22 protein-coding genes are annotated in these 24,537 nt (G+C 35.4%); 13 read left to right on the forward strand and 9 right to left on the reverse strand.

All coding sequences use genetic code 11. The annotated features are described in order from the left end of the window. Nucleotides 1-55: 55 nt before the first annotated feature. The 10 genes from GO621_RS07025 (at nt 56) to GO621_RS07065 (ending at nt 12,107) form a co-directional block, all read left to right on the forward strand. Nucleotides 56-937, forward strand: a complete 882-nt coding sequence (locus GO621_RS07025) for a glycosyltransferase family protein (RefSeq protein ID WP_157565492.1) — start codon at nt 56-58, stop codon at nt 935-937. Nucleotides 938-954: 17 nt separating this feature from the next. Continuing rightward, the gene (locus GO621_RS07030; RefSeq protein WP_157565494.1) at nt 955-1,947 is read left to right on the forward strand and encodes a glycosyltransferase family 2 protein; all 993 of its coding nucleotides are present in this window, start codon (nt 955-957) and stop codon (nt 1,945-1,947) included. Nucleotides 1,948-2,109: 162 nt separating this feature from the next. Continuing rightward, nucleotides 2,110-2,745, forward strand: coding sequence for a hypothetical protein (locus GO621_RS07035; RefSeq protein ID WP_157565495.1), 636 nt, complete (start codon nt 2,110-2,112; stop codon nt 2,743-2,745). Nucleotides 2,746-2,935: 190 nt separating this feature from the next. Then, nucleotides 2,936-3,562 carry a hypothetical protein gene (locus GO621_RS07040; RefSeq protein WP_157565497.1) on the forward strand — a complete coding sequence of 209 codons (627 nt, stop codon included), beginning with the start codon at nt 2,936-2,938 and terminating at the stop codon, nt 3,560-3,562. A 1,001-nt stretch (nt 3,563-4,563) separates the two neighbouring features. Then, nucleotides 4,564-7,206: an outer membrane beta-barrel protein gene (locus GO621_RS07045; RefSeq protein ID WP_157565499.1), complete on the forward strand. Its 2,643-nt coding sequence runs from the start codon at nt 4,564-4,566 to the stop codon at nt 7,204-7,206. A gap of 164 nt (nt 7,207-7,370) precedes the next feature. After that, a complete protein-coding gene (locus GO621_RS07050) occupies nt 7,371-9,197 on the forward strand; it encodes an ABC transporter ATP-binding protein (protein WP_157565501.1) in 1,827 nt (608 codons plus the stop codon). A 19-nt stretch (nt 9,198-9,216) separates the two neighbouring features. Next, nucleotides 9,217-10,158 carry a hypothetical protein gene (locus GO621_RS07055; protein ID WP_157565502.1) on the forward strand — a complete coding sequence of 314 codons (942 nt, stop codon included), beginning with the start codon at nt 9,217-9,219 and terminating at the stop codon, nt 10,156-10,158. 56 nt (nt 10,159-10,214) lie between these two features. Continuing rightward, complete coding sequence (locus tag GO621_RS18765; protein WP_198170161.1) at nt 10,215-10,592, forward strand: hypothetical protein; 378 nt, start codon at nt 10,215-10,217, stop codon at nt 10,590-10,592. Continuing rightward, the gene (locus GO621_RS18770; protein ID WP_198170162.1) at nt 10,520-11,062 is read left to right on the forward strand and encodes an FkbM family methyltransferase; all 543 of its coding nucleotides are present in this window, start codon (nt 10,520-10,522) and stop codon (nt 11,060-11,062) included. The genes GO621_RS18765 and GO621_RS18770 overlap by 73 nt, the downstream gene beginning before the upstream one ends. Nucleotides 11,063-11,141: 79 nt before the next feature. Further along, nucleotides 11,142-12,107, forward strand: a complete 966-nt coding sequence (locus GO621_RS07065) for a hypothetical protein (RefSeq protein WP_157565504.1) — start codon at nt 11,142-11,144, stop codon at nt 12,105-12,107. Between the two features lie 36 nt (nt 12,108-12,143). Here the strand turns inward: GO621_RS07065 and GO621_RS07070 are convergent, their stop codons facing one another. The 5 genes from GO621_RS07070 to rimP all read right to left on the reverse strand — a co-directional run bounded on the left by GO621_RS07070 (nt 12,144) and on the right by rimP (nt 18,516). Then, entirely contained in the window at nt 12,144-13,232 is a 1,089-nt protein-coding gene (locus GO621_RS07070; protein WP_157565506.1) for an acyltransferase family protein, read from the reverse strand. A gap of 133 nt (nt 13,233-13,365) precedes the next feature. Next, on the reverse strand, nt 13,366-13,563 hold the full coding sequence (locus GO621_RS07075) for a hypothetical protein (RefSeq protein WP_157565508.1): 198 nt from the start codon (nt 13,561-13,563) through the stop codon (nt 13,366-13,368). An 11-nt stretch (nt 13,564-13,574) separates the two neighbouring features. Then, nucleotides 13,575-16,691: a translation initiation factor IF-2 gene (gene infB, locus GO621_RS07080; RefSeq protein ID WP_157565509.1), complete on the reverse strand. Its 3,117-nt coding sequence runs from the start codon at nt 16,689-16,691 to the stop codon at nt 13,575-13,577. Between the two features lie 59 nt (nt 16,692-16,750). Further along, complete coding sequence (gene nusA / locus GO621_RS07085) at nt 16,751-17,986, reverse strand: transcription termination factor NusA (RefSeq protein WP_157565511.1); 1,236 nt, start codon at nt 17,984-17,986, stop codon at nt 16,751-16,753. A 65-nt stretch (nt 17,987-18,051) separates the two neighbouring features. Beyond that, on the reverse strand, nt 18,052-18,516 hold the full coding sequence (gene rimP / locus GO621_RS07090; RefSeq protein WP_157565512.1) for a ribosome assembly cofactor RimP: 465 nt from the start codon (nt 18,514-18,516) through the stop codon (nt 18,052-18,054). Between the two features lie 201 nt (nt 18,517-18,717). Between rimP and GO621_RS07095 the strand changes: the two genes are divergently transcribed. After that, nucleotides 18,718-19,056 (forward strand): phage holin family protein, encoded by a 339-nt coding sequence (locus GO621_RS07095; protein WP_157565514.1) that lies wholly within the window; start codon nt 18,718-18,720, stop codon nt 19,054-19,056. Between the two features lie 3 nt (nt 19,057-19,059). On the opposite strand, the gene GO621_RS07100 is transcribed toward GO621_RS07095, so the two are convergent. The 4 genes from GO621_RS07100 to panC form a co-directional block, all read right to left on the reverse strand. After that, a complete protein-coding gene (locus GO621_RS07100; RefSeq protein WP_157565516.1) occupies nt 19,060-20,304 on the reverse strand; it encodes a peroxiredoxin family protein in 1,245 nt (414 codons plus the stop codon). 62 nt (nt 20,305-20,366) lie between these two features. Further along, complete coding sequence (gene rfaE2, locus GO621_RS07105) at nt 20,367-20,864, reverse strand: D-glycero-beta-D-manno-heptose 1-phosphate adenylyltransferase (protein ID WP_157565518.1); 498 nt, start codon at nt 20,862-20,864, stop codon at nt 20,367-20,369. 3 nt (nt 20,865-20,867) lie between these two features. Beyond that, a complete protein-coding gene (gene panD / locus GO621_RS07110) occupies nt 20,868-21,215 on the reverse strand; it encodes an aspartate 1-decarboxylase (protein ID WP_157565520.1) in 348 nt (115 codons plus the stop codon). Between the two features lie 33 nt (nt 21,216-21,248). Then, nucleotides 21,249-22,085: a pantoate--beta-alanine ligase gene (panC, locus tag GO621_RS07115; RefSeq protein WP_157565522.1), complete on the reverse strand. Its 837-nt coding sequence runs from the start codon at nt 22,083-22,085 to the stop codon at nt 21,249-21,251. 149 nt (nt 22,086-22,234) lie between these two features. On the opposite strand from panC, the gene GO621_RS07120 reads away from it, so the two are divergent. Both GO621_RS07120 and GO621_RS07125 read left to right on the forward strand, forming a co-directional pair. Next, complete coding sequence (locus GO621_RS07120; protein WP_157565524.1) at nt 22,235-23,059, forward strand: glycogen/starch synthase; 825 nt, start codon at nt 22,235-22,237, stop codon at nt 23,057-23,059. A gap of 14 nt (nt 23,060-23,073) precedes the next feature. Beyond that, nucleotides 23,074-24,528, forward strand: a complete 1,455-nt coding sequence (locus GO621_RS07125) for a DUF4270 domain-containing protein (RefSeq protein ID WP_157565526.1) — start codon at nt 23,074-23,076, stop codon at nt 24,526-24,528. Nucleotides 24,529-24,537 lie beyond the last annotated feature (9 nt).

Here is a 24,537-nt window from a genome sequence, read left to right on the forward strand (position 1 = left end):
ATTACATATTTTTCTTTACCAATTTTATACCGGTAAAAGAAGCATTCTATATATCATGAAAGTTGCAGGTTTCACATTTATCCGTAACGCTGTTAAAAATGATTATCCTATAGTAGAAGCCATCACCTCTATCCTGCCGGTTTGTGATGCTTTTTATGTTGCTTTAGGAAATTCTGAAGATGAAACGCAGCAATTGATCGAGAAGATCGGTTCACCCAAAATTCACTTGATAAAAACAGTATGGGACGAATCGATCCGTGAAGGCGGAGCTGTTTTTGCTGCCGAAACCAACAAAGCTTTCCAGGCCATTCCTACAGATTTCGATTGGGCTTTTTACATTCAGGGCGATGAGTGTGTGCACGAAAAATATCTGCCAGCTATCCGGCAGGAAATGGAAAGCAATCTAAATGATCTTCGAGTTGAAGGTTTACTTTTTAAATACCTGCACTTTTACGGTTCTTACGATTATTACAGCCATTCGCGCCGCTGGTATCGCAGGGAAATTAGAGTCATTAGAAACAATAAGGCAATTCATGCTTACCGTGATGCACAAGGTTTTCGTTTGGATAACCGAAAAATTAAAGTAAAACTAATTGATGCTTACATCTATCATTATGGCTGGGTAAAACCACCGAACGGATTAAAAAACAAAGTGCGTAATTTTAATCAGTTTTATCATGATGATGTTTGGATAGAAGAAAATACGCCATCAGAAACTGCTGATTTTGATTACAAAAACGCCGATCGTTTGCTTCCTTTTGATGGAACACATCCGGCAGCAATGCAAAAAAGAGTTGCAGCAAGCAATTGGAAATTGTTGATAGATCCAAAAAAGATCAGCAAGCAAATGTCTTTCAGAAGAAAATTTTTGCAAAAGATAGAAGATCTGACGGGCTGGCGTATTAGTGAATACCGGAATTACGAGATCGTAAAATAAGTTTAAGCTCAAAAAAAATGATCCGTAAAAGAAGCATTTCTGTCATCCTGCCCAATTACAACGGTGCATATCTGCTCGAAAAATATCTGCCTTTTACTTTAACAGCTATTCAAAATGCAGGCGTTGTGTACGAGGTAATCGTGGTGGATGATGCTTCAAAAGATCGATCTATTCATTTCCTTCTTACGCATTATCCTGAAATTATTTTAATTTGCAATCCACAAAACAAAGGTTTTTCTCATACCTGTAACACCGGAATTCAAGCCGCAAAACATGAACTTATTTTTTTGCTGAATACAGATGTAAAACTTACTCCTGATTATTTTGAGCATCAATGGCGATATTTTGAGCGCGAAGATACTTTTGGTGTAATGGGAAGGATTATTGATATGGAAGGTGATCATATTCAGGATGCTGCCCGAACACTTGCTTTTAACGGTTTTAAAATCAAAACAAACCGCTTTTTTTACAGTGAAAATCCTGCTGATTTTGTTCCGACAGCTTATTTATCCGGCGCAAATGCATTAATCGATGCCAAAAAATTAAAAGCAATCGACGGTTTTAACGAGCTTTTTTCTCCTTTTTATGGTGAAGATTTTGAAATGGGTTTAAGAGCTTGGCGTTTGGGCTGGAAATGCTGGTACGAACATCAATCAGTTTGTCGACATCTGATTTCAGCCAGTACTAATAGGTTTAAATCGACAGATTGGGTTAAGAGTATTTATTATAGAAATCGGTTTTTTGTTCACGCTATTCATTTAGACGGCTTTAATTTAGGTTGCTGGTATTTACAAATTTTGCTTATTGATCTTCTCCCCCAACTTATTACCGGAAAATTCTGGATGCTAAAAAGCTATATACAACTATTCAGGCAACAAACCACTGTTAAATTTTCTAAAAAAAAACTTACGATCTTAATAGAAAAACATAGTTGCAAAAAAAGTATTACCGATGTTGCCGCGGAACTGAACAGTATAATTAAAAATATTAAGATTATTTATTTGAAGTAAAGCTTATTTAAGCTTAAGTTCTACTTCTTGAGGCGTTAGCTTAAGTATTAAGCATTTTCCCACAGCTTTTAAGCTTATATATTTTTTACTACCTAACCTTTTAATTTAACTTTTTTAATTATCTTTAAAAAAAATAATTTATTATTGATCTAAAAAACTTTTATGAAAAACTCTATCCTCTTATTTATTCTTTTTTCTGTATTTACAATTATTGGACCTGGTAATTTAAGTAAGGTTTTGCCTGTTAGTATTGGCAAAGTGTTAAAAGATTCAACACTTATTAATAAAAAAACAAAATCTACTGTAAGTCCAAGTTCGGCTTTCAGTTGTAAACGCGCTTTGGGACTTGTTTCTGTAGATAGTAGATGTGGACTTATAGTTAATATGCCTACTTACAATCAACCTTCAATTACATATAGATACACCAGTGGGTTTCAAATTTATTCTCCAGACAGAAGCTGTTTTCTAGCATGGCAGGGCGATGGGAATCTAGTACTTTATGAAACTGCAACCGGACGATCTCGTTGGGCATCTAATACTTATCATCGAGGTGAAATCCTTGCATTTCAACCCGATAACAATATAGTTATATACGATAATCAAGGTAGAGGGATTTGGGATTCTGGTACTATGGGATGGTGTTTTCATCAAGGACAATACGGAGACGCGGGAGCAAACTTATACATTACCAATCTTGATGCTGGCGGTTCTCTTATTCTTGTTGGAATTGGAGACAACATTAATATGGGGTCTAATGCATCTTCCGGTAGCCATTTTCGACAAGATTATTATAATTAATTTTTTTACTTAAGAGTCTGTTTAAAATTATATCAGAAATTTATAATGCTTCTCTTGTGCCTGTAAATTCTGTTTTTAGATGCTGTTTCAGTACAAAAAATACAATAGGTCAATGATTATCATGTGCTAAAAGAAGCATAGAAAATATATTGAACAAAATTTAAACAGGCTCTTAAAACTTCAACTTTTTATGAAAAACTCTATCATCTTGCTTATTCTTCTTTCGATTTTTTCTTTTATTGGGGTAGATAATCTAAGTAAAGTTTTGCCTGTAAGTATTGGCAGCAACGTATTAAAACATTCAATCCATGTAAATAAAAAAGCAAAACCTATTGCAAGTCATAGTTCTGCATTCAGTTGTAAACAAGGCTTGTGGTGGAGGTATGTAGATCCTAACGCAGTGGCTGCAGTAGTTATGCCTCGTCCTGGTCAACCGTCAATTGAATATAGATATACCAGCGGTTTTACTATATATTCTCCAGATGGATCCGTCTTTTTAGCGTGGCAAGGGGATGGTAATTTAGTAGAGTACCAAACTTCAAGCGGGCGAGCTATCTGGGCATCTAACACTTACCATAAAGGTGAAATTCTTGCTTTTCAACCTGATAATAATATAGTTATTTACGATAATCGGGGTAGAGGAGTTTGGGATTCTGGGACTATGGGATATTGTGGGTTTACTGGACAGCCTGGAGATCGTGGGGCTACTTTATACCTTAGTAATACTGGTGAGTTGAGCCTTCTGGGAGATGATACAGGTTTGCTGTTGGGTTATGCTGGAACAAACTCTGGATCACACTTTAATCAAAATTATTAACGGTTTTTACTACACATAGAAAATAATAAAATTTTTTTCTACGTAATTGTTAGTTAATATGCCCTTACAAAATTCTATAATTGTATTTTATATTTAATTAAAGCTTACATCACTAAATTTGTTGTAGATAAGATTTAATGATGTAAGCTTTTTCTAAAACTGAGCTATGTGTATGTAGAGTAATTATTATGAAGATCAATTATAAATCAATTGTCATAACCAAAATAAATAGCTTCATTAATTGCAAATGATACCTGTAAAATTAAGCACTTGCAATTATTTATTCGATTCTAAAACTCACTTTCCTAATAAGTGCATATAGCGTTTTTTTTAAATAAACGATAATAGTTTGTAAAATATTCAATGCCAGAATTAGTGGTTTTTATGAGAATAAGTTAGTTAGGGGCAACAGGGATAATTTGGGTATTAAACATCTCTTTATTTAAAAAAGGTGCAATGATTATAAAAAATGATCCACTGAGCATTTGTGTAAGTAACGGATTGTATTGTAAAAGAAATTTAGGCTGTTTTTAAAGCCTTAAAACGACACAAAGCAACAGAATAGAAATCACTGACCTAATTTGGCATCCTTTTCAACAAACTGTTTAGTATACCTGTAATGTATGCTAAAATTTTTTAATTGAGTTTCACTGAAACAAAGATTATAACCAGAAAAATACAATTGTTGAGACAATGCAACAGCAAAAAGTTTTTCTAAAATATCGGAAGCAGAAAACATGATCCAAGATCAATTTGAAACTAAGAAGCACTTCTCATATTTAAATATATTACAAGAATACATTTTGTACTAGAATATATAACAGCAGAACTCTTAAAAACACAATTGAACGAACAGAAAATTACAGTTCATCTCTTTGTCCAACTTTTATTACGTGACAAATTTAATTCAACTAATATTAATTTTTATAGAATTTAGTCAATCATTAGTAAATGACCTTCTAAATTACAATATTAAATATCTTTTACTATGATTGATCGAAATGAACAAGCGTAACCTATTTTATATAGGTTTAATTACGTTTTTTTCGTTCCTGCTATCTAATACTTATGCACAAAAAATCGTTACTGGAAACCTAAAAGATAGTTTTAATAAAAATATTATTGGAATGAATGTCCGGCTGGTTTCTGGCAAAGATACCCTTTACTCAAAAAGTGATGAAAAAGGGGGATTTATCTTTAATAATATCAGAGATAATGATTTTTCACTTTCCATAATTTCACTAATCTATAAAAGTCCTTTTTTTCGTTTTTCTTTTCAAAAAGATCAGACGATCATGCAATTAAAGTCAATTGTTTTGCGACCAGTTACAACAGCATTGAAAGAAGTACAGATAAAAGGTAAGGTAACACCGGTTATTTTCAAAAAAGACACAATCGAATACAATGCTCTGGCATACCCAGTTGAAAAATACGCTCGGGTAAAAGAAATACTTAAACATCTTCCTGGAATAGAAATTGATAATAACGGTAACTTAACGTTTGAAGGACAGTCCATTTCCAAATTAAGAGTAAACGGAAAAGATTTTTTCTCTGGTAATGTAACCGAGTTCATAACACAGTTGCCGGCAAATATCATTTCAAAATTACAAGTTATCAATGATTATGGTGATCGGGCAAACTTTACAGGCATCAAAAATGGCGTTGGCGAAAAAATGCTAAATCTTGTAACAAATTCCAACATTAATAGTGGTACGTTTGGAGGAGTAGCTTTAAACAGTGGAACGGACAAACGCTATGGAATGAACCTAAATGGTAATTATTGGAAAGATACCAAACAGATTTCACTAAATACAAGTCTAAACACAGCCAGCAATGAGAGTGGCATAACAACTGCCAATTTTTTAAGATTAAATTATAGAAATAATATAGGAGAGAAAATCGTTTTTAACGGAGACTTTAACTATCAGCAGTCGCATAGTAAACTTAGTACTTCCAGTTCAAATGAAACCTTTAATGGTTTTGGAACTATCTACAATAATAGTTCAAACTTAACCGAAGGTAATAGAAGTAATTATTCATTAAATTCAAATATCCAATACATACCTGATGAGTCCAATTTTATTACTGCATCATTATCTGTTCAAAATTCAGATGTTGAAAACATTATGACTACTAGTGGAATTCAAAGTGGAGTGATTCATCAAATGAATTATACAAATACTAATGCGATTTCAAGTGTGCCAATATATAATGGTTCTTTTTCAGTAAGCCATCAGTTTAAAAAAAGAGGTAGAAGCATAAGCTTAGACTTAATTGTTAATAAAAATGATAATGTAAACAGTCAAGATATAAGCGATAAAACAGGTTATATTAGCGATAGTAATGCGTTGCTTAAAGATTCGCTATTTCATAGAGTGATTAATACCGATAGCAAAACTTTATCTTCTTCTTTGGATATGGAGTATGCAGAACCTATTAAAGATAATATGAATTTAAACATGTTTTATAAGTTCGAAAAAGCAAAAACCAATAATACATTTTTTACAGACTTAGTCGATTTAACTGGTAATAAATACAGGATTGACTCGCTAAGTAATATTTACCATACGGTTTTTAACACAAGCACCACAGGCATTAACTATAATTATACTAAGGGAAAATTGTCCACGAAATTGAATTTAGCTTTGCAATATAACTTACGAGATATGACTTACGATGATAGGAATTACAATATATCCAAATCTTACTTTAACTTTATTCCTACAGTTATTTTTACCTATGATTTTTCAAAGGAAAAAACTTTTAGTTTTCGCTATTCAGCAAATACATTATACCCTGATTTTGAAAAGTTATTACCAATTAAGGATCTCCGTAATGTACAAATCAGCATAATTGGGAATCCTTATTTAAGCCCTGCTATAACTCATTTGGTAAATTTTAATTTTAGAGTTATACATCCTAATACGAATTCAATTTTACTATTGGGCCTCTATGGTTCAGCCACACAAAATCAAATTGTAGCAAACACAGTATTAGTAAAAGATACCTTGAATAGCTTTAAGCAAGAAAATCGTTATTTAAACGTTAATGGCACCTATAATATAGGTAGTTCATATAATTATACTTTTCCCCCACTCGTAATTAAAGCAGTGAAATTCAATACAAGCATGATAGGGGGAACAAGTTACAGCAATGGAACAATCTATACCGACAATAACAAGAGTTTTATAACCAAAATAATTTTTACCCAGCAAGCGCGACTTTGGGTCAACACAAAAAATATAGGTTTTGATGGAGTTGTTGATTACAGCTACAATTATAATAGTTACTCAATAAATTCAAGTAATATAGCGCCGATTCAGATTTTACAGTTTAAAGGCTCGAGTTGGATAAATATCTTAAATTCTTTAAATTTAAGTTTTGATGCCACTAAAAAAATCAATAAAGGCTATCAACCCTCATTAATCGGGAACCCGCTTATCTTGAATGCTTCAATTGGACAAAAGTTGTTCAAAAAATATAATGGAAGTGTGCGTATAACATTCACAGATTTATTAAACCAAGTAAATAATATTCAAAGAAATATTAATGGAAATTCTGTTGTTGATACAAGGACAAATTTTGTTACCAGATATATTTTATTAGCTTTTCAAATCCAAATTGATAGATTTAATAAAAAATAATTTTTAGTCCATTTACAATATATGAACAACCATTTGTAATAAGTTTACGAGCTTTAAAGTTGATTTATAACATCAATAGTATTTATTCTGTATCGTGTTGATGAATCGACTAAAACACTGCCGACCTCTAATATTTTCTTAATTTTACAGGCTTAACGCTTTTAATGAAAACCTACTTCCGCCTGCTTTCCTTTGCCAAACCGATAGAAAAATTCGCTATTCCTTATTTTATCGCTACTATTTTATCCGTTATTTTTAACACACTAAACTTAACTTTAGTAGCGCCTCTTTTAACAACGTTATTTGCTAAAGACAGAACAACAACGCTTATAGCAAAGCCTAAAAGTTTTTTTTCTGTTGTAGATACCTTTACCTATTATGTACAGTATGCAAACGTACATTATGGCCTTTTAAATGCTTTAAAATTTGTTTGCATTGCCATTATTGTAGCAACTTTTTTAGGCAATCTTTTTAGGTATGTTTCCCAGCGTATTATGGAAAACCTAAGAATCCATACGTTGCTTAACCTAAGAAAAACTGTTTTTAACAATGTAATGGACTTACATTTAGGCTATTTTAGCAACGAGCGTAAAGGTGATATTATTTCTAAAATTGCTTCGGATGTACAGGTAGTCCAGTTCTCCGTTACCGGCACATTACAGGTGGTTTTTAAAGAACCTTTTCAGTTGATCGCTTACATTGTGATGCTGTTTTTAATCAGCTTTAAACTTACTTTGTTTTCGTTACTGGTGATCCCGGTTTCGGCATTTGTAATTTCCCGGATTGTAAAAAGTTTAAAACAACAGGCAGCCGCATCACAACAATCATACGGTACAATGATCAGTTATTTAGACGAGGCATTGTCTGGCATAAAAATCATTAAAGCATTTAACGCTACTTCTTTTATCAAACAAAAATTCAGCAACGAAAACAACAGTTATTCCCGCATTATCCGTTCTATGGCAAAACGGCAGCAGATGGCTTCTCCAATGTCAGAATTTTTAGGCGTTTCAATGGTTGCGGGCGTTGTATTATATGGTGGATCGCTCATCATCAATCATCAATCTGATGCCCTTACACCAGAAGCTTTTATTCTCTATATTATTTTGTTTTCGCAGGTGATGCGTCCGGCAAAAGCCATTTCTGATGCTTTCAGTAACATTCATTCAGGCATTGCTGCCGGCGAACGCGTATTGGAACTGATTGATGAAAAGGCTCAGATTAAAGATGCGCCCGATGCTGTTTTTATCGATACTTTTTCGGAGAGCATCCGCCTGGAAAATGTTTCTTTCGCTTATCAGGAAAAAGAGGTGCTAAAAGAAGTATCGCTTACCATTCCGAAAGGAAAAAACATTGCATTAGTTGGCCCTTCTGGCGGCGGAAAATCTACGTTAATGGATTTATTGCCCAGGTTTATCGAACCTAAAAGCGGAAGGATCTTGATTGATGGAAAAGATATCCAACACGTAAAAACGGATTCTTTACGCGGATTAATGGGTATCGTAAACCAGGAATCTATCTTATTTAACGATACTATTTTTAACAACATCGCTTTTGCAAAACCAAATGCCACACAGGCAGAAGTAGAAGCTGCTGCCCGAATTGCTAATGCGCATGAGTTTATTTTAAATACAGAAAACGGTTATCAAACCAATATCGGTGATCGCGGCTCCAAACTTTCCGGCGGGCAAAAACAGCGTATTTCTATCGCGCGTGCCGTTTTAAGCAATCCGCCAATTATGCTTTTGGATGAAGCAACTTCGGCTTTAGATACCGAATCAGAAAAATTAGTTCAAGACGCTTTGAATAATCTTACCAAAAACCGAACTTCCTTAATTATTGCACATCGTTTAAGCACCATTCAAAACGCCGATGAAATTGTTGTTTTAGAAAACGGGCGAATTGTAGAGCAAGGAAATCACCAGCAATTGGTCAACCAAAACGGCTTGTACAAAAGGCTGATCGATATGCAAACTTTTAATGCAGATTAACAAGTAAACACAAAGGAATATGTTTAAAAAGAGAAGTTTAGTAAGCAAACTTTGGCTGAAATACAAAGACCGAAATCTGTACAAACAGTATAAGTGGGAACAGAGCAATTACACAGAGCAAGAAGTATTAAACTTTTTTACCGGAAGTGATCGATTAGATACACAAGAAAAAATCATAGCGGTTGCCAAAGAAGACAAGCAATTAAACATCATTCATAGTGGCAATGCAGGAGATATTATATATGCTTTGCCTACAATCAAAAAGATTTTTGAATTAACGGGTGTACCTATTAATTTTTACTTGCGTTTAAATCAACCTTTGATTATGTCAGGATACAATTCGCATCCTATGGGAAATGTAAGGCTTAATCAATCAATGGCTGCAATGTTGTATCCTATTTTAAATTTGCAGAATTATTTACATAAGTGTGAAACTTATCAAAATCAGAAAATCCATATTGATTTGGATTTTTTTCGTTCTAAAATAATCTCCCAAACTAATTCTAATTTAGCAAGGTGGTACAGCTATGTAACTGGTATTACACCCGAACTTTGGAAATCCTGGCTTAATACAGAATCTGATTTTTCCTATGCTGATAAAATTATCTTAGCGCGAAGTGAGCGTTACTGTAATTCTACTATTGATTATTCTTTTTTAAAAAATTACAATAATGTATTATTTGTAGGCGTAAAATCAGAATACGAAACTATGAAAAAGATAGTTCCTAACCTTCAATGGATACAGGTTAAAGATTTTTTAGAATTAACCCGCATTATTGCCGGATGTAAATTTTTTATAGGTAATCAATCATTCCCTTATTCTATTGCTGAAGGATTAAAAGTGCCTCGAATATTGGAAGCTTATTATCATATATCTAATGTTATTCCTGAAGGAAAAAATGCTTATGACTTTTACTTTCAAAATCATTTTGAATCATTGGTAAATCAACTTTCAAAATAATTGTTAATTTATATCATTTTACTTTTCTGATTTATAATCTTTATCATACATAGCTCATGGGTCTTAACTTCATCAAAAGAATTGCTCAAATAAGGGATTTATTAAATGTTCTACATAAAAAACTGGATGATAATAAAGGGATTACGGTTACACAGTTTCTTTCTGAACATTTATATAATAATCCAAAATACGCTAATTCAAAACGTCTCAATATGCATGAATATCAGGTATTTTCTCAAAATGGAGAAGATGGTATTATTCAGGAAATTTTTAACAGGATCGGTTACACTAATAAGTATTTTATAGAATTTGGCGTTGAGAACGGATTAGAATGTAATTCAACAAACTTGTTGTATAAAGATTGGAAAGGTTTATGGATAGAAGGAAGCGCCGTGATTGTAAACAAATCTCAGAACGTTTCAGAAATTTATTAGAAGCCGGCCGTTTAAAAATTAAGCATGCATTTATAAACGCTGAAAACATTGAATCACTTTTTGATGAAGCTAATGCTCCTGCAGAACCTGATTTACTTTCGATTGATATTGACTACAATGACTATCATGTTTGGCAGGCCATTACAAAATATAAACCACGCGTGGTTATTATCGAATACAATTCCATTTTCAGACCTGATACTCATTTTGTGGTAAAATATAATCCTAAAAGAATGTGGGATAAAACCAGCCACTTTGGCACTTCATTGCTTGCTTTAGAACAATTAGGGAATCAAAAAGGTTATTGTTTGGTTGGCTGTGTGTTTACCGGCAGTAATGCTTTCTTTGTTCGTGAGGATTTAGTGGGGGATTTGTTTGAATCTCCTTATTCTGCTGAAAACCATTATGAACCCAACAGAGATTATCTTTATTATAAAGCCGGTCATCCTAAAAACCACATTCCTGATTAACCTTAACTTTATTTATTATTAATGTTAATCTAGGGCTAACATGCTACTGCAATAGTTAATTTCCAAAGTCTTTTAAATAATGAAGCATTACGAAAGTTTTCAGAAAAAGAATAAGCTCCAGGAGCTTTGGCTAAAACTGAATGATGTTAAAGCGTATAAACAATATAAATTTATTTTAAAAGAGTATAGAAAAGCAGTTAAACTTAACAAGTTTGTAAATGATGGCCATGCTTTGGATATAAATAAAATTATTGAAATAGCTGATAAAACAACCTCCCTAAATTTTATTCATAGTGGAAATGCCGGAGATATTGTTTACGCATTGCCAACTATCAAAAAAATCTGGCAACTTGTACAAAAGCCAGTTAACTTATACCTTAAATTAGAGCAGCCGCATAACTTAGCCTTACATTTTAAACATCCTTTAGGTAGTGTGATGCTTAATGAGCGAATGGCGCAAATGTTGCTTCCCTTGCTATCCTCACAAACTTATATAAACATTTGCGAAATTTATTCTGATCAAAGAATAGATATTGATTTGGATCAAATAAGAAGGGCTGGGCTAATGCTTGATCGAGGAAGTATCGCCAGGTGGTATGGATATATTTTTGGCATTAATGCAGATCTGTACAAAAGCTGGCTGGAAGTAAAGCCCAATTTAAATTATTCTGATACAATTATTATTGCCAGAAGTCAGCGTTATCGCAGTCCTTTTGTTGATTATTCTTTCCTCCGCAATTATTCAAATTTAGTTTTTGTAGGTGTAAAGGCTGAGTTTGAAGAAATGAAATTAGAAATACCGAACATCCGATACTTTGAAGCAACTGATTTTTTACAACTCGCAGAAATTATTGCAGGATGTAAATTTTTTATCGGAAATCAATCTTTCCCTTTTTCAATTGCCGAAGGTTTAAAAGTTCCTCGGATTTTAGAAACCTTTTTTGATACGCCAAATGTTATCCCCGAAGGGGAAAACAGTTATGATTTTTATTTCCAGGAACACTTTGAAACGTTGGTGAAGCTAATATCTACAAAAAGTAAATAAATACTTATACTGTTTTTATCTACATAAATGTCTTAATTATCTTCCAATTGACCACTTAAACCGGGTTCTGTTTATTAGAGTTACTATAACAAATGTTGTTGTATATACTATTATAAAACGCAGTATCTGGTAACCAACAAGCTTTATCAATGGTAAATTTGTAACATCAAATTTTAAAGGTCTAAAAATTTCTGTCAAAACCATGGCAATTAATATGTAATGTATGAGATAGATACCGTAAGTTGTTTCTCTTGGTTTTAGACAAGTTACAAGTTTGAAGCTTTTGATTTTAAGTAATAAAAAAAAGCAAATCAGTGAATAGAAAATATTACTGATCCGCAAACTATTGTAAGGATCAATGCTATATATGCTTTTTAAAAACAGGCTTTCCCTAACACCGCATACTAAAGCAATTATTGCTGCTAAGACCCAAATTAAAACAGGCGTTTTTCCTAACCAAGCTTCTATGCTTGTAAGATTCCTGTTAAATTGTGCTCCCAACCACAGAAAAAAAACAAAGCCTAAAATTGCTGTTGAATGTCTTGCATCTACCCATTGTCCGTATATATTAATGACATAAACCGAAGTAAAAATAAGTAGTATTGCCCCAAAAAGATAAGAGTACAAATACTTTCTAAATATTAAAAGAACGGTGATACAACAGAGAAAATTAGGAATAAACCAATAGTTGCTATATAAATAAATGGCTTTTAAATGATCAATTAAATCATCACTATAATTTTTATCTAAGTGTCCGTTATTAAAACGGTAGGCCGAAATAAAATCTGTAACGATCATAATTGTCAGGAAAAATAACGACCAAAAAACCCAGGGCATAAATGTATTTTTCACCCGTCTGTTTAAATATTCCAAAGGAGAATAATCAGTAAATTTTTCGCCAATAAGAAAACCTGCTAATAAGAAAAAGTTGATCGTACCAAATTTTACCAATTGCATGAATGTTGCAAAAACAACTTTACTTAAAGTATCTGTAGGATGATAAACATGTTCATCAAAAGAGATAGAATGTTCGGCAACGATACTAATCATTGCAATGCAGCGGATAGCATCTACAAATTCGTAATTCCTTTTTGGGGTTGGCGTATCGTTTACCAGGTTTTGCATTTGCACTTTACAATTTAATTACTATTTTACAAATACTGTTTTTATATAGGTAAAAGAAGCATTACAAAAAAAGAGCCTTGCTATTTTTTAAATAGTAAGGCTCAATATTTTCAAACTTTTTAAATGAACAAACTTATTGCATAAACTTAACAATTGCCAATACACCAACTAAAATTGCAATAAGTTGTACAACACTGGTGATAAATATTGCTTTGTAAACATCTAATTTGCTGTCTTTAATTTCTCCTCGTAAAGTCATTTCAAGTTTCAGAATATCTTCACGAACGGCACTTTTATAATCTTTAAATGAAGTCGTGATATAAGTTTGCACCTCTTTTAATTTTAAGCCAGTTTCCTTTTCACCTCTACATTTTCGTAAGCTTCTACAATATCGCCTACTTCAATGTTATTAAAGTTGTTGATGTTTAAACCGCACTCATAACCTGTTGCTACTTCTTTTACATCGTCTTTATAACGTTTTAAAGAAGCTAATTCTCCTGTATAAATCACTACGCCATCACGTACAATCCTGATTTTACTGTTACGGCTAATTTTTCCATCCAGTACCATACAACCTGCAATTGTACCAACTTTACTGATTTTAAATGTTTCACGAATTTCTACGTTGGCAACAATTTTCTCTTCGAATGTTGGTGCCAACATACCTTCCATGGCTGCTTTAATTTCGTTGATAGCATCGTAAATGATAGAATATAAACGAATATCTATTTGTTCCTGCTCTGCTAATTTACGTGCACTTCCGGAAGGGCGAACCTGGAAACCGATAATAATGGCATCAGAAGCAGAAGCAAGCAATACATCAGATTCTGAAATCTGCCCAACTGCTTTTCCAATAATATTTACCTGGATTTGCTCGGTTGACAGTTTTAACAAGGAATCAGAAAGCGCTTCGATAGAACCATCCACATCACCTTTTACAATAATGTTTAGTTCCCTGAAGTTTCCAATTGCTAAACGACGGCCAATCTCATCAAGCGTAATATGTTTTTGCGTTCTTAAACCTTGTTCGCGTTGCAGTTGTAAGCGTTTGTTCGCAATTTCCCGGGCTTCAACTTCGCTTTCCATCGCATTAAACTTGTCGCCTGCTGTTGGAGCACCTTGCATACCCAATACTTGTACTGGTGTTGACGGGCCGGCTTCTTCAACTCTTTGTCCGCGTTCGTTGGTCAATGCTTTAACACGTCCGCTATAACAACCTGCTAATATTGGATCGCCTACACGTAATTTTCCGGACTGTACTAAAACTGTTGTTACAATACCACGGCCTTTATCTAATGCAGCTTCTATCACTGTTCCAACGGCACGTTTATTTGGATTGGCTGTTAGTTCCAATAATTCCGCTTCCAGCAATATCTTTTCAAGTAACAAATCAATATTTAAACCGGTTTTAGCAGATATTTCCTGTGCCTGGTATTTTCCACCCCAATCTTCAACCAAAATATTCATCCCTGCTAACTGCTCGCGTATTTTGTTTGCATTAGCGCCGGGACGGTCAATTTTATTAAAGGCAAAAATAATTGGGGCACCTGCTGCCTGGGCGTGATTAATTGCTTCCCGGGTTTGAGGCATAATGCTGTCATCGGCAGCAATCACAATAATTACAATATCTGTTACCTGTGCACCCCTTGCACGCATCGCTGTAAAAGCTTCGTGGCCAGGTGTATCCAGGAAGGTGATTTTCTTTTTATTTTCTAAGGTAACTTCGTAAGCACCAATATGCTGTGTAATTCCACCTGCTTCACCAGCTATTACATTGGTTTTGCGGATAAAATCCAGTAACGATGTTTTACCATGATCTACGTGGCCCATAATGGTTACAATTGGTGCACGCGGGACCAAAGTATCCGCAGCATCTGCTTCATCTAAACTACCTTCTTCATCTTGCGGTTTAACAAACTCTACCTCATAACCAAACTCATCGGCTACAATGGTCAATGTTTCTGCATCCAGGCGCTGGTTAATAGAAACGAACAAGCCGAGGCTCATACAGGTAGAAATAATCTGAGTGACAGATACATCCATCATGGAAGCCAACTCATTTGCCGTAACAAATTCGGTAACTTTAAGTACTTTGGATTGTAACTGTTGTTCCATTGCTGCATCTTCTGCCGAAGAAGCATAATCATCGCGTTTTTGACGGCGAAGTTTAGCACGCTGAGCAAATTTACCGGATTTACCAGCACCGCTTAAACGAGCTAAAGTAGCTTTAATCTGATCCTGGATTTCCTTTTCTGTTGGTTCTTCTTTCGGACCAGATGAAGGTGCAGGCCGGTTATTGCCATGCGCATTTCTATTGTCTGGCCGGTTATTATTGTTTGTGTTTCTGTTAAAAGGCGGACGGTTACCTGCGCCACTTGCAGGCGGACGCTGGTTTTGGCCAGGGGCATGAGAACCTGCATTGCCTTGCGGATGTGAACCCTGATTATTAGGTGCCTGACCCGTATGGGGCGGCTGTCCCGGACCGTTTTCTTTACGTTTGCGTTTTCGTTTCTGATCGGCAGTGCTGTTATTGCCTACGTTAGAAGATGCTACAGGCTGGTCTTTCCGTTTTGGCGGTGTAACAGGCAAAGTCATCCTGCCAATTACATTCGGACCGGTTAAACGGTCTGCACGTGCCCTGATCACTTCAGATTCAGGTACTGCTTCTTCTGCCGGAGCAGATGCAACAACGGGTGTTGGTATTGGCTGCACCGCAACTATTTCTGGTGCCTTTGCCTCCGGTGCTTTAGCAGCAACCGGTATTTGTGCAGGTGCTTGCTGCGGCACTTCTGTTCTGGGTGCTTCTTTTATCACCTCTTTTTCTGTTTCCTGTGTCTTTTGTACCGGAGCAGGAGGTGTTGTTGTTGCTGCCGGCTCAGGTTGTTTTTGTTGAACAGGCTCAACGGTTGCAACTGGTTTTGCTGCTTCGGGCTTAACCATTTCCGGCTTAACTTCTACAGGTTTTATTGTTTCAACCGGTTTAACATCAGCCTTCGGTGCTTCTTTTACCACCTCTTTTTCTTGGCGGCCCTTGCCATTCAAGTCATCTAAATTTATTTTGCCTACTACTTTTACGCCCGGTAAAGAAGAATCATCTTTTGTGCCCTGGTTATGTGCAGCAGGCCTTGCAGTATCAGGGTAATTAGTGGAATTTTTTATTAAAACTTCGTGGTGCTCTATATCTTTATCTTTACCAGAAAAAGCAGCCGGCCGCTCTGCAACATGGACTGCTTCTTCTTTTCTGATTTTTCCAATGCTGATTTGCTTGGCTTCCTCTTTTATATTTTTATCACCCTGAAATTCTTTCAAAAGAGCCTCATACATATCAGGCTCCAGTTTAGTAGTCGGTTTGTTTTCTACCTTATAGCCTTTCCCTCCCAGGAAACTAACTATAGTACCAGTGCCTATGTTCAGCTCTTTTGCTGCTTTAAATAATTTTATAGATTTGTCTTCTGACATTTATATTGCTTTCTGCGCTTTTTATACAAAAGTACATTTTTTTAATTTGTTATTTCATTTTATTCAAATTCTGAGTGTAAAATTGACAGCACTTCTTTAACGGTTTCTTCTTCCAGGTCAGTACGTTTAACTAATTCGTCAACACTTAGGTTTAAAATTGATTTTGCAGTATCTAAACCGATACGTTTAAACTCATCCAGGATCCAGCCATCAATCTCATCAGAAAATTCTTCGATGTCCACATCTTCTTCATGCTCATCTACTTCACGGTAAACATCTATTTCATAACCTGTCAATTTACCTGCCAGTTTTATATTATGCCCGCCACGGCCAATCGCTAATGATACCTGGTCTGGTTTTAAATAAACCGCAGCTGTCTTCTTGTCATCATCCAGTTTAATAGAAGTAATTTTAGCAGGAGAAAGTGCCCGCTGAACGTATAAAGACGCGTTATTTGTAAAATTGATAACGTCGATATTTTCATTCTTTAACTCTCGGACAATGCCGTGGATCCGGGAACCTTTCATACCAACACAAGCACCAACCGGATCAATACGGTCATCATAAGATTCTACCGCTACTTTTGCCCTTTCGCCTGGTTCGCGTACAATTTTTTTAATGGTGATCAGCCCATCAAATATTTCCGGTACCTCCATTTCAAACAAACGTTGTAAAAATTCTGGAGCGGTACGAGAGATGATAATTTTAGGGTTGCTGTTCATCATATCAACTTTATAGATAACAGCACGAACGGAATCACCTTTTTTAAAGTAATCTGCCGGAATTTGTTCTGTTTTTGGAAGCAACAGTTCATTGCCTTCATCATCCAGGATCAGCGTTTCTTTTTTCCAAACCTGATAAACTTCCCCCGTTACAATTTCGCCAACGCGGTCTTTGTATTTTTTGTAGATCTCATCTTTCTCCAGCTCTAAAACTTTGGAAACCAAAGTCTGGCGGGCAGCTAAAATTGCACGCCGGCCGAAACTTTCCAGTGTAATGAGTTCAATATGTTCATCGCCTACTTCCAGGTCCGGATCGTAGGTTTTTGCTTCGGCCAGTTCTATTTCCAGGTCATCATCCTCAGAAAAACCATCTTCCATTACTATCCGCGTACGCCAGATTTCCAAATCCCCATTATCTGTATTTACGATAATATCGCAATTTTCATCTGTGCCGTATTTTTTTCTGATCATACTTCTCAAAACATCTTCCATCACACTCATCATGGTTGGCCGGTCGATGTTTTTGAAATCTTTAAATTCCTGAAAAGAATCAATTAAATTTATGTTGCTCATTTTTTCATCAAAAATTATCTATTCAAACAATGTTCCAATTTTTTGTTGCTTCTTTTAGCACCTTTTTATTTGAACGATATTAAAACGGTTGCTTCATTTATTTGTGTATAAGGCAGCTTTGTTTCTGCAAACGTAGCTTTTTTACCTTTTACGGTTATTTTTTCTTCTATCAATATGCCTTCATCATCAGCAGCTATTAGTTTACCTTCTTTCTGGCTGCCATCTGTTAATTTTAAATGTAAGTTTCGGCCAATATTTTTTTGATATTGCCTTACAGATTTTAAAGGATAATCTATTCCCGGCGAAGAAACTTCCAGGTTATACGCTTGTTCAATTACATTGTTTTCTTCGAGATGAAAGCCAACATGCCTGCTGATTGCTGCACAATCTGCAATCCCGATTCCCTGGTCTCCATCTACCAGTACAATCAGTTTACCGTTAACGTGCATTTTTACATCAACTAAAAACAAATCCGGCCGGTCGCTAATCTTTTCTTCTACCAGGTTTTTTACCTGCTGTTCAATAGTCATATTTCAAAATTAACGGTTAAAAGAAAAGAGGGAACGATGCCCCTCTTTCTTTAATGGTTACAAATATAAATAAATTATTTAACAGTCAAGCTCTTAATCTTTTTATTACAGCAAACTTAATAAATCATTATGCTGTTTTTACCGCATAAAAAAGAGCAGGCATTTAAAAAAATATAGATTTGCACTTGTTATTATATTGCTATGAGATTTATAATTGAAATTTTATTAACCGGATTGGCTGTTTTTATAGCCGCGCATGTAATACCGGGCGTACATGTAAACGGTTATTTTACAGCCGTACTTACCGGCGTTTTATTAGCGGTAGTTAATGCAACAATTGGTTTTATTTTGCGGATACTTACCTTCCCGATTAATATTTTAACATTAGGGCTGCTTTCATTTATCATCACTGTTTGTATGGTATTACTGGTTTCCAGTATGTTAAGCGGTTTTAGTGTTGATGGTTTTTTTACCGCAGCCCTGTTTGCAATTGTATTGGCAGTATTAAAAATGATTTTTGGCGCTTTTGAAACAAGATAATACTTACTTTTCTGCCAGCAACTGGTTAATCAAAGTTTCAAACTCATGGGTAAATTCGGTATAATGATCTCCGGTTCCGGGCCCGCTAAAACCAGTATGAATTTTACGTACATCGCCTTTTTTATCGATAATAATAGTGGTTGGAAAACCAACAATGCCCGATAGTGCAGGGAGGCTTTTGGCAGCTTCGTTTTTATTGTTCGTGTATCCGGTAACCAGCAAATCGTATGGAACATTAAACCGGTTTTTCAACTGCTCAATATTCTTTTTCGAGGTAGCAAAATCAGTTGTCCGCTCGTAAGCCAATCCTAAAACAGCTACTCCTTTTACATGGTATTTTTTGTAGAAATCAACCAGATAAGCAGTTTCGTCCATACAGTTTGGGCACCAGGAACCCATTATTTGTAAAATAACTACTTTGTTTTTAAACTGATCGTCAGTTAGAGAAACCGGTTTTTTGTTGAGATCAGGAAAAGTAAAATCAATTTTTTTATACCCTGGCTTTAAAACGGTAAGCGAATAAGCATCAGGCAGTTTAGCATTTTCATTTTTAACAGCATTCCATAACTGAACAGAAGAAGCGCCCGAATAAAACTTTCCGTTGGTAATTGTTTGGCTATTACTGATTTTCCCCGTAAACAAAAAAGCATGCGAACCATCAAAGCACGACAAGTACAATTCATCTCCCGAAACTGTTCCCTGTAAAAAGCGATAATCGCCGGTTGTGGTTAAAAATGTACCGGTAATATCGTTTCCGGTTTGTTTAAATTCGCCAACGGTAACATCTTTATTTTGCAAATCTTCGTCGGTAAAAGTAGCAGACCAACGGCCGGAAATAGTATATTTTGGTTTTGCGGGAGACGAAAAGAAACGCCAGGAAACATCCGGCTCAGCAGAAAAAGGAACCAGTACATTGCGGTTACCTAAATGCCTTACCCAGTTTCCGCGAAGAAAACCTGAACTTAAAGCAGCCCTGATTTCCGAATCAAACAAAGGCATTTTAATCAAAACAGAATCGCCTTTAACGGTAATATCAGTTACTTTAAACCTTTCTTTTCCGTTGATAATCGTCATCAGCTTTTTACCAGCGCTGTCTTTCAATTCAAAATTGAAAGGAATATAATTGCCGGAAGTTGTTTTTAGTTTAGCCAGCCATATGCCATTTTTTAATGCCGAAACATAATTAAACGAACTTAAAAGAACAGCTAAAGCCCCAATTATAAAAGAATAATATATTTTGATTTTCATTTTGAAAATTTCTGGATCAATATGTTTCGGAGATAATGATGCTTCTTTTATCAGGTAAAAAACTACAAGCCTTCCCTAATTTTCCGGATAATGTTGGTGCTGGAACTGTTATCCAGATAATTGATCAGTTCTACTTTTCCGCCGTGATCTAAAACCCATTGTGCACCTGCAATTTCTTCTACTTTATAATCGCCGCCTTTTACCAGCACATCCGGACTAATTAATTGTATCAGTTTTTCTGGTGTATCTTCCTCAAAAACAACCACGAGATCTACAAAGTGCATGGCGGCGATCAACAGTGCGCGGTCTGCTTCTTTTTGAATTGGCCTTCCGGCAGATTTTAAACGCTTAACAGAAGCATCGGCATTTACGCCTACAATTAAACGGTTGCCAAAAGAAGCTGCGCCAGCCAGGCTGATAACATGGCCGGCATGTAAAATATCAAAACAGCCATTGGTAAAAGCAATTTTTTGATTGGTTAAGCGCCAGGCAGCAACAATGTGTTTTGCTTGTTCGGCACTAACTATTTTACTTTTTACTACTGCTAATTTATCAAGCATAAATTAAATGAGTTTGTTGTCGTTATCCGGAAATACTAAAATTGGTTCGTAAACTTTTGCTTCTTCCATCGGCAAAAATCCGTATGACATGATGATCACAATATCGCCAACCTGTGCCAAACGAGCAGCTGCACCATTTAAACAAACCGTTCCTGATCCGCGTGCTCCTTTTATCGCATAAGTTTCAAAACGTGCACCATTATTATTGTTTACCACCTGCACACGCTCGTTTGCAATAATATTTGCCGCATCCATTAAATCTTCATCAATAGTAATGCTTCCGACATAGTTAAGTTCGGCTTGCGTTACTTTTGCACGATGAATTTTAGATTTTAAAATCTGAATAACCATAAACAAAGGTAATATTAATATAAAAAAGGTTTTTCAACTTAGCATCATATTATCGATCAGCCGGGTTTTTCCAACCTTTGCAGCAACCAAAGCAATAACGCCTTTACTGTCATCGCTTAAATCATTATCCAGATTATTTGCATTTACTATTTCAAGGTATTCTAATTGAACCTGTGGCTCAATACTAATCATTTCTGCTGCTTCTTTAACCAATTCAGCTGATGCTTCTTTTACATAACTTTTTTTAAGTTGATGCAAAGCATACGACAGGACCAGCGCATGTTTTCTTTCTTCAGTGCTTAAATGGATATTCCTGGAACTCATAGCCAGTCCGTCTGCTTCGCGGATAATCGGGCACATTACCAATTTTACCGGAAGGCTTTTCAGTTCAACCATTTTTTCAACCACCTTGACCTGCTGAAAATCTTTTTGGCCAAAAAAAGCAAAATCAGGTTTTACAGCTATAAAAAGCTTATAAACAATCTGCATTACGCCTTGGTAATGCCCGGGGCGAAACCGACCTTCTAACCGGTGTTCTATCTCCCCAATATCTAAATGCCAATACTCTTTTTGCGGGTACATTTCCTGCACATCAGGCATAAATAAAATATCACATTTGGCTTGTTTCAGTTTTTCAATGTCGGCTTCAATTGGCCTCGGATATTTGTCCAGGTCGGTGGTATCTGTAAACTGCGTAGGGTTTACAAAAATACTACAGACTACTGTTGCCGTTTGTGCTTTTGCTGTTTCTATTAATGTCAGGTGTCCGCTATGCAAAGCGCCCATTGTTGGCACCAGCCCTACCGGTTTTTTACGATCCGGGTTTTGCAGATGACCTTGCAGTGCTGCAATTGTTTTAAAGATTTCCAAGCGTATAAATTAAATTGAGTTCAAATTTGAACATTTGATTAAAATATACTACTATCCACTTGCACAATTGATTGATTAATCATAAGATAATGTTTATCTTTGTACCCTTAATTGTAAATTTCTTTACATATAATTAACAACAATAAAAGATGAGTAAATCGAAGCTTTTGTTTATTACACAAGAAATGTCGCCTTTTCTTGAACTTTCTAAAATTTCCGAAATCACCCGTCAGCTTCCGCAGGCTATGCAGGAGAAAGGATTTGAAATCAGGATCCTGATGCCGCGGTTTGGAAACATTAATGAACGAAGGAACCGTTTACATGAAGTGATCCGCCTTTCGGGCATGAACATCATTATTGATGATAATGATAACCCGCTGATTATTAAAGTAGCTTCTATACCCGCTGCACGCATGCAGGTTTACTTTTTGGATAATGAAGAATACTTTCAGCGTAAATATGTTTTAAGGGATAAAGAAAACAAGTTTTATGCCGATAACGATGAGCGCATGATCTTCTTTTGCAAGGGTGCGTTAGAAACGGTAAAAAAATTAGGCTGGGCGCCGGATATTATCCATTGCCATGGCTGGTTAACCTCTTTAGTTCCTGCTTATGTTAAAACCAGTTATAAAGATGACCCTACTTTTAAAAATTCTAAAGTAATCTATTCTCTGTATAACAATGATTTTAGTGAAACACTGAATGCCGGCTTTGCACAAAAAGCAGTAATGAACGGTATGACTGAAAAAAACATCGAAACTTATAAAGAAGGCACTAATTTAGCTTTAGATAACGGTGCTTTGCAGTATGCAGACGGAATTGTTATTGGCAGCAGCGAAGTTGGCCCGGAACTGTTAAATAATGTTAAAAAGGCAGGTAAACCTGTTTTGGATTACGATTTAACACTTGATCCGGAAAATTTTTACAACTTTTACGAAGAAATTACCAACGACGAATTGGTACATGTTGCATAAGATTTGAATCGTATATGAAATTTGTTAAAACAGACTTATTGACATTGTTAATAAGTCTTTTTATTTTAAGTGGTTGTAAAAAACCTGATGCTGTTGGTTTAGCTATTGATCCTTCCGAAGTTATTAACGGTACTTTACTGGATACCGTTTCTATCAAAACAAGCACCTTAAAAGATGATAGTGTTGTTACCAGTAACCTTATCGCTTCAAGGGAAGGAGGCACTTATTATATAGCACCTTTAGCTTATTATAAAGACCCCGTTTTTGGTATTACAGAAGCCAACGTAGCATTGTCTATGGGTACGCCCGGCAGTGTTGCTTTTACCAAACCTACCGGAACAGTTACTGTAGACTCGGCAGTTTTGGTATTGCGTTATGCAAAAGGCTTTTATGGCGATACTACTTCAACTAATTATAAACTAAACGTTTATCAACTGGCAGAACAGCCTTTAAACCAAACCTATTATAATACCAAAGCCTGGGCTTACAACAGTGCTTTAATTGGCACAGGGAGTTTTCATGCACGCCCAAGCGACAGTGTAAATGTTTTACAAATTGTTACCGGTGCAAAAGATACACTGAAAAAATTGCCGCCGCAAATCCGGATCCCGGTAAATACCGCTTTTGTTAAAAGTAGTATTTTAAGTGCCGATTCTTTAAAATTAATTGGCACCGAAGCTTTTAAAAGGTATTTTAAAGGCTTATACCTAACTTTTGACAAAGCACAAACTACAGGTGGGCCTGGCGGTAATTTTTATTTGTTAACAGATTCATGTAGCCTGGATGTTTATTATAAAAACACAAGCACTGCAGGTGTAATTGATACAGTAATGGCTTCTTTTCCGGCATCAGGTAATTTTGCTTCGCAAATTAAACATGACTATACGGGTACGGTTATCCCGGATGCTTTAATCAATGGTGCAGCAGGCAAGTCATCAGGTACAGTTTACATACAGGGCTTAGCAGGCTTAAGAACTAAAATCAGCTTTCCTTCCCTCGCAACTAATGTAAAACAGATTATAGGGAATGCGGCCTTAAACCGGGCAGAGTTAATTATAACACCGGTAGCAGGCACACAACTTTATCCTTTTTTACCTGTGCCAAGGTTAACCATGTACCGTTATAATGTTGCTAAACAACGAACTTACATACCCGATGCCAGTACCAGTGATGTAAGGACTTATTCTTTATCTACGATATCTAATTACTTAACCGGTTTCGGAGGATTTTATGATAGCAAAAAAAATGAATATCATTTTGTAATAACAAGTTATATTGGTGATTTAATTTCAGGCAAAACGATTGATTACGGAACTTTTCTTGCTGCAGCAGATTACGATAATACAACATCCATAGAATATAGCACCGGTTCTGTTTACAGTGCAGGAAGATTGGTTGCAGGAAATGATAAAACTTCTGCTTATAAAATGAAGCTGAATATTATTTATACGCCCGCATTAATTAAGTAATATCCATAT

The sequence above is a fragment of the Mucilaginibacter arboris genome, from assembly GCF_009754915.1.
In the GTDB taxonomy this organism is placed as follows: Bacteria; Bacteroidota; Bacteroidia; order Sphingobacteriales; family Sphingobacteriaceae; genus Mucilaginibacter_A; species Mucilaginibacter_A arboris.

What these genes read in the sequence shown, in the direction of transcription:
- GO621_RS07025 (WP_157565492.1), top strand. Translation starts at nt 56, where the DNA reads ATGAAAGTTGCAGGTTTCACATTTATCCGTAACGCTGTTAAAAATGAT.
- GO621_RS07030 (WP_157565494.1), top strand. Translation starts at nt 955, where the DNA reads ATGATCCGTAAAAGAAGCATTTCTGTCATCCTGCCCAATTACAACGGT.
- GO621_RS07035 (WP_157565495.1), top strand. Translation starts at nt 2,110, where the DNA reads ATGAAAAACTCTATCCTCTTATTTATTCTTTTTTCTGTATTTACAATT.
- GO621_RS07040 (WP_157565497.1), top strand. Translation starts at nt 2,936, where the DNA reads ATGAAAAACTCTATCATCTTGCTTATTCTTCTTTCGATTTTTTCTTTT.
- GO621_RS07045 (WP_157565499.1), top strand. Translation starts at nt 4,564, where the DNA reads ATGAACAAGCGTAACCTATTTTATATAGGTTTAATTACGTTTTTTTCG.
- GO621_RS07050 (WP_157565501.1), top strand. Translation starts at nt 7,371, where the DNA reads ATGAAAACCTACTTCCGCCTGCTTTCCTTTGCCAAACCGATAGAAAAA.
- GO621_RS07055 (WP_157565502.1), top strand. Translation starts at nt 9,217, where the DNA reads ATGTTTAAAAAGAGAAGTTTAGTAAGCAAACTTTGGCTGAAATACAAA.
- GO621_RS18765 (WP_198170161.1), top strand. Translation starts at nt 10,215, where the DNA reads ATGGGTCTTAACTTCATCAAAAGAATTGCTCAAATAAGGGATTTATTA.
- GO621_RS07065 (WP_157565504.1), top strand. Translation starts at nt 11,142, where the DNA reads ATGAAGCATTACGAAAGTTTTCAGAAAAAGAATAAGCTCCAGGAGCTT.
- GO621_RS07070 (WP_157565506.1), bottom strand. Translation starts at nt 13,232, where the DNA reads ATGCAAAACCTGGTAAACGATACGCCAACCCCAAAAAGGAATTACGAA.
- infB (WP_157565509.1), bottom strand. Translation starts at nt 16,691, where the DNA reads ATGTCAGAAGACAAATCTATAAAATTATTTAAAGCAGCAAAAGAGCTG.
- nusA (WP_157565511.1), bottom strand. Translation starts at nt 17,986, where the DNA reads ATGAGCAACATAAATTTAATTGATTCTTTTCAGGAATTTAAAGATTTC.
- rimP (WP_157565512.1), bottom strand. Translation starts at nt 18,516, where the DNA reads ATGACTATTGAACAGCAGGTAAAAAACCTGGTAGAAGAAAAGATTAGC.
- GO621_RS07095 (WP_157565514.1), top strand. Translation starts at nt 18,718, where the DNA reads ATGAGATTTATAATTGAAATTTTATTAACCGGATTGGCTGTTTTTATA.
- GO621_RS07100 (WP_157565516.1), bottom strand. Translation starts at nt 20,304, where the DNA reads ATGAAAATCAAAATATATTATTCTTTTATAATTGGGGCTTTAGCTGTT.
- rfaE2 (WP_157565518.1), bottom strand. Translation starts at nt 20,864, where the DNA reads ATGCTTGATAAATTAGCAGTAGTAAAAAGTAAAATAGTTAGTGCCGAA.
- panD (WP_157565520.1), bottom strand. Translation starts at nt 21,215, where the DNA reads ATGGTTATTCAGATTTTAAAATCTAAAATTCATCGTGCAAAAGTAACG.
- GO621_RS07120 (WP_157565524.1), top strand. Translation starts at nt 22,235, where the DNA reads ATGAGTAAATCGAAGCTTTTGTTTATTACACAAGAAATGTCGCCTTTT.
- GO621_RS07125 (WP_157565526.1), top strand. Translation starts at nt 23,074, where the DNA reads ATGAAATTTGTTAAAACAGACTTATTGACATTGTTAATAAGTCTTTTT.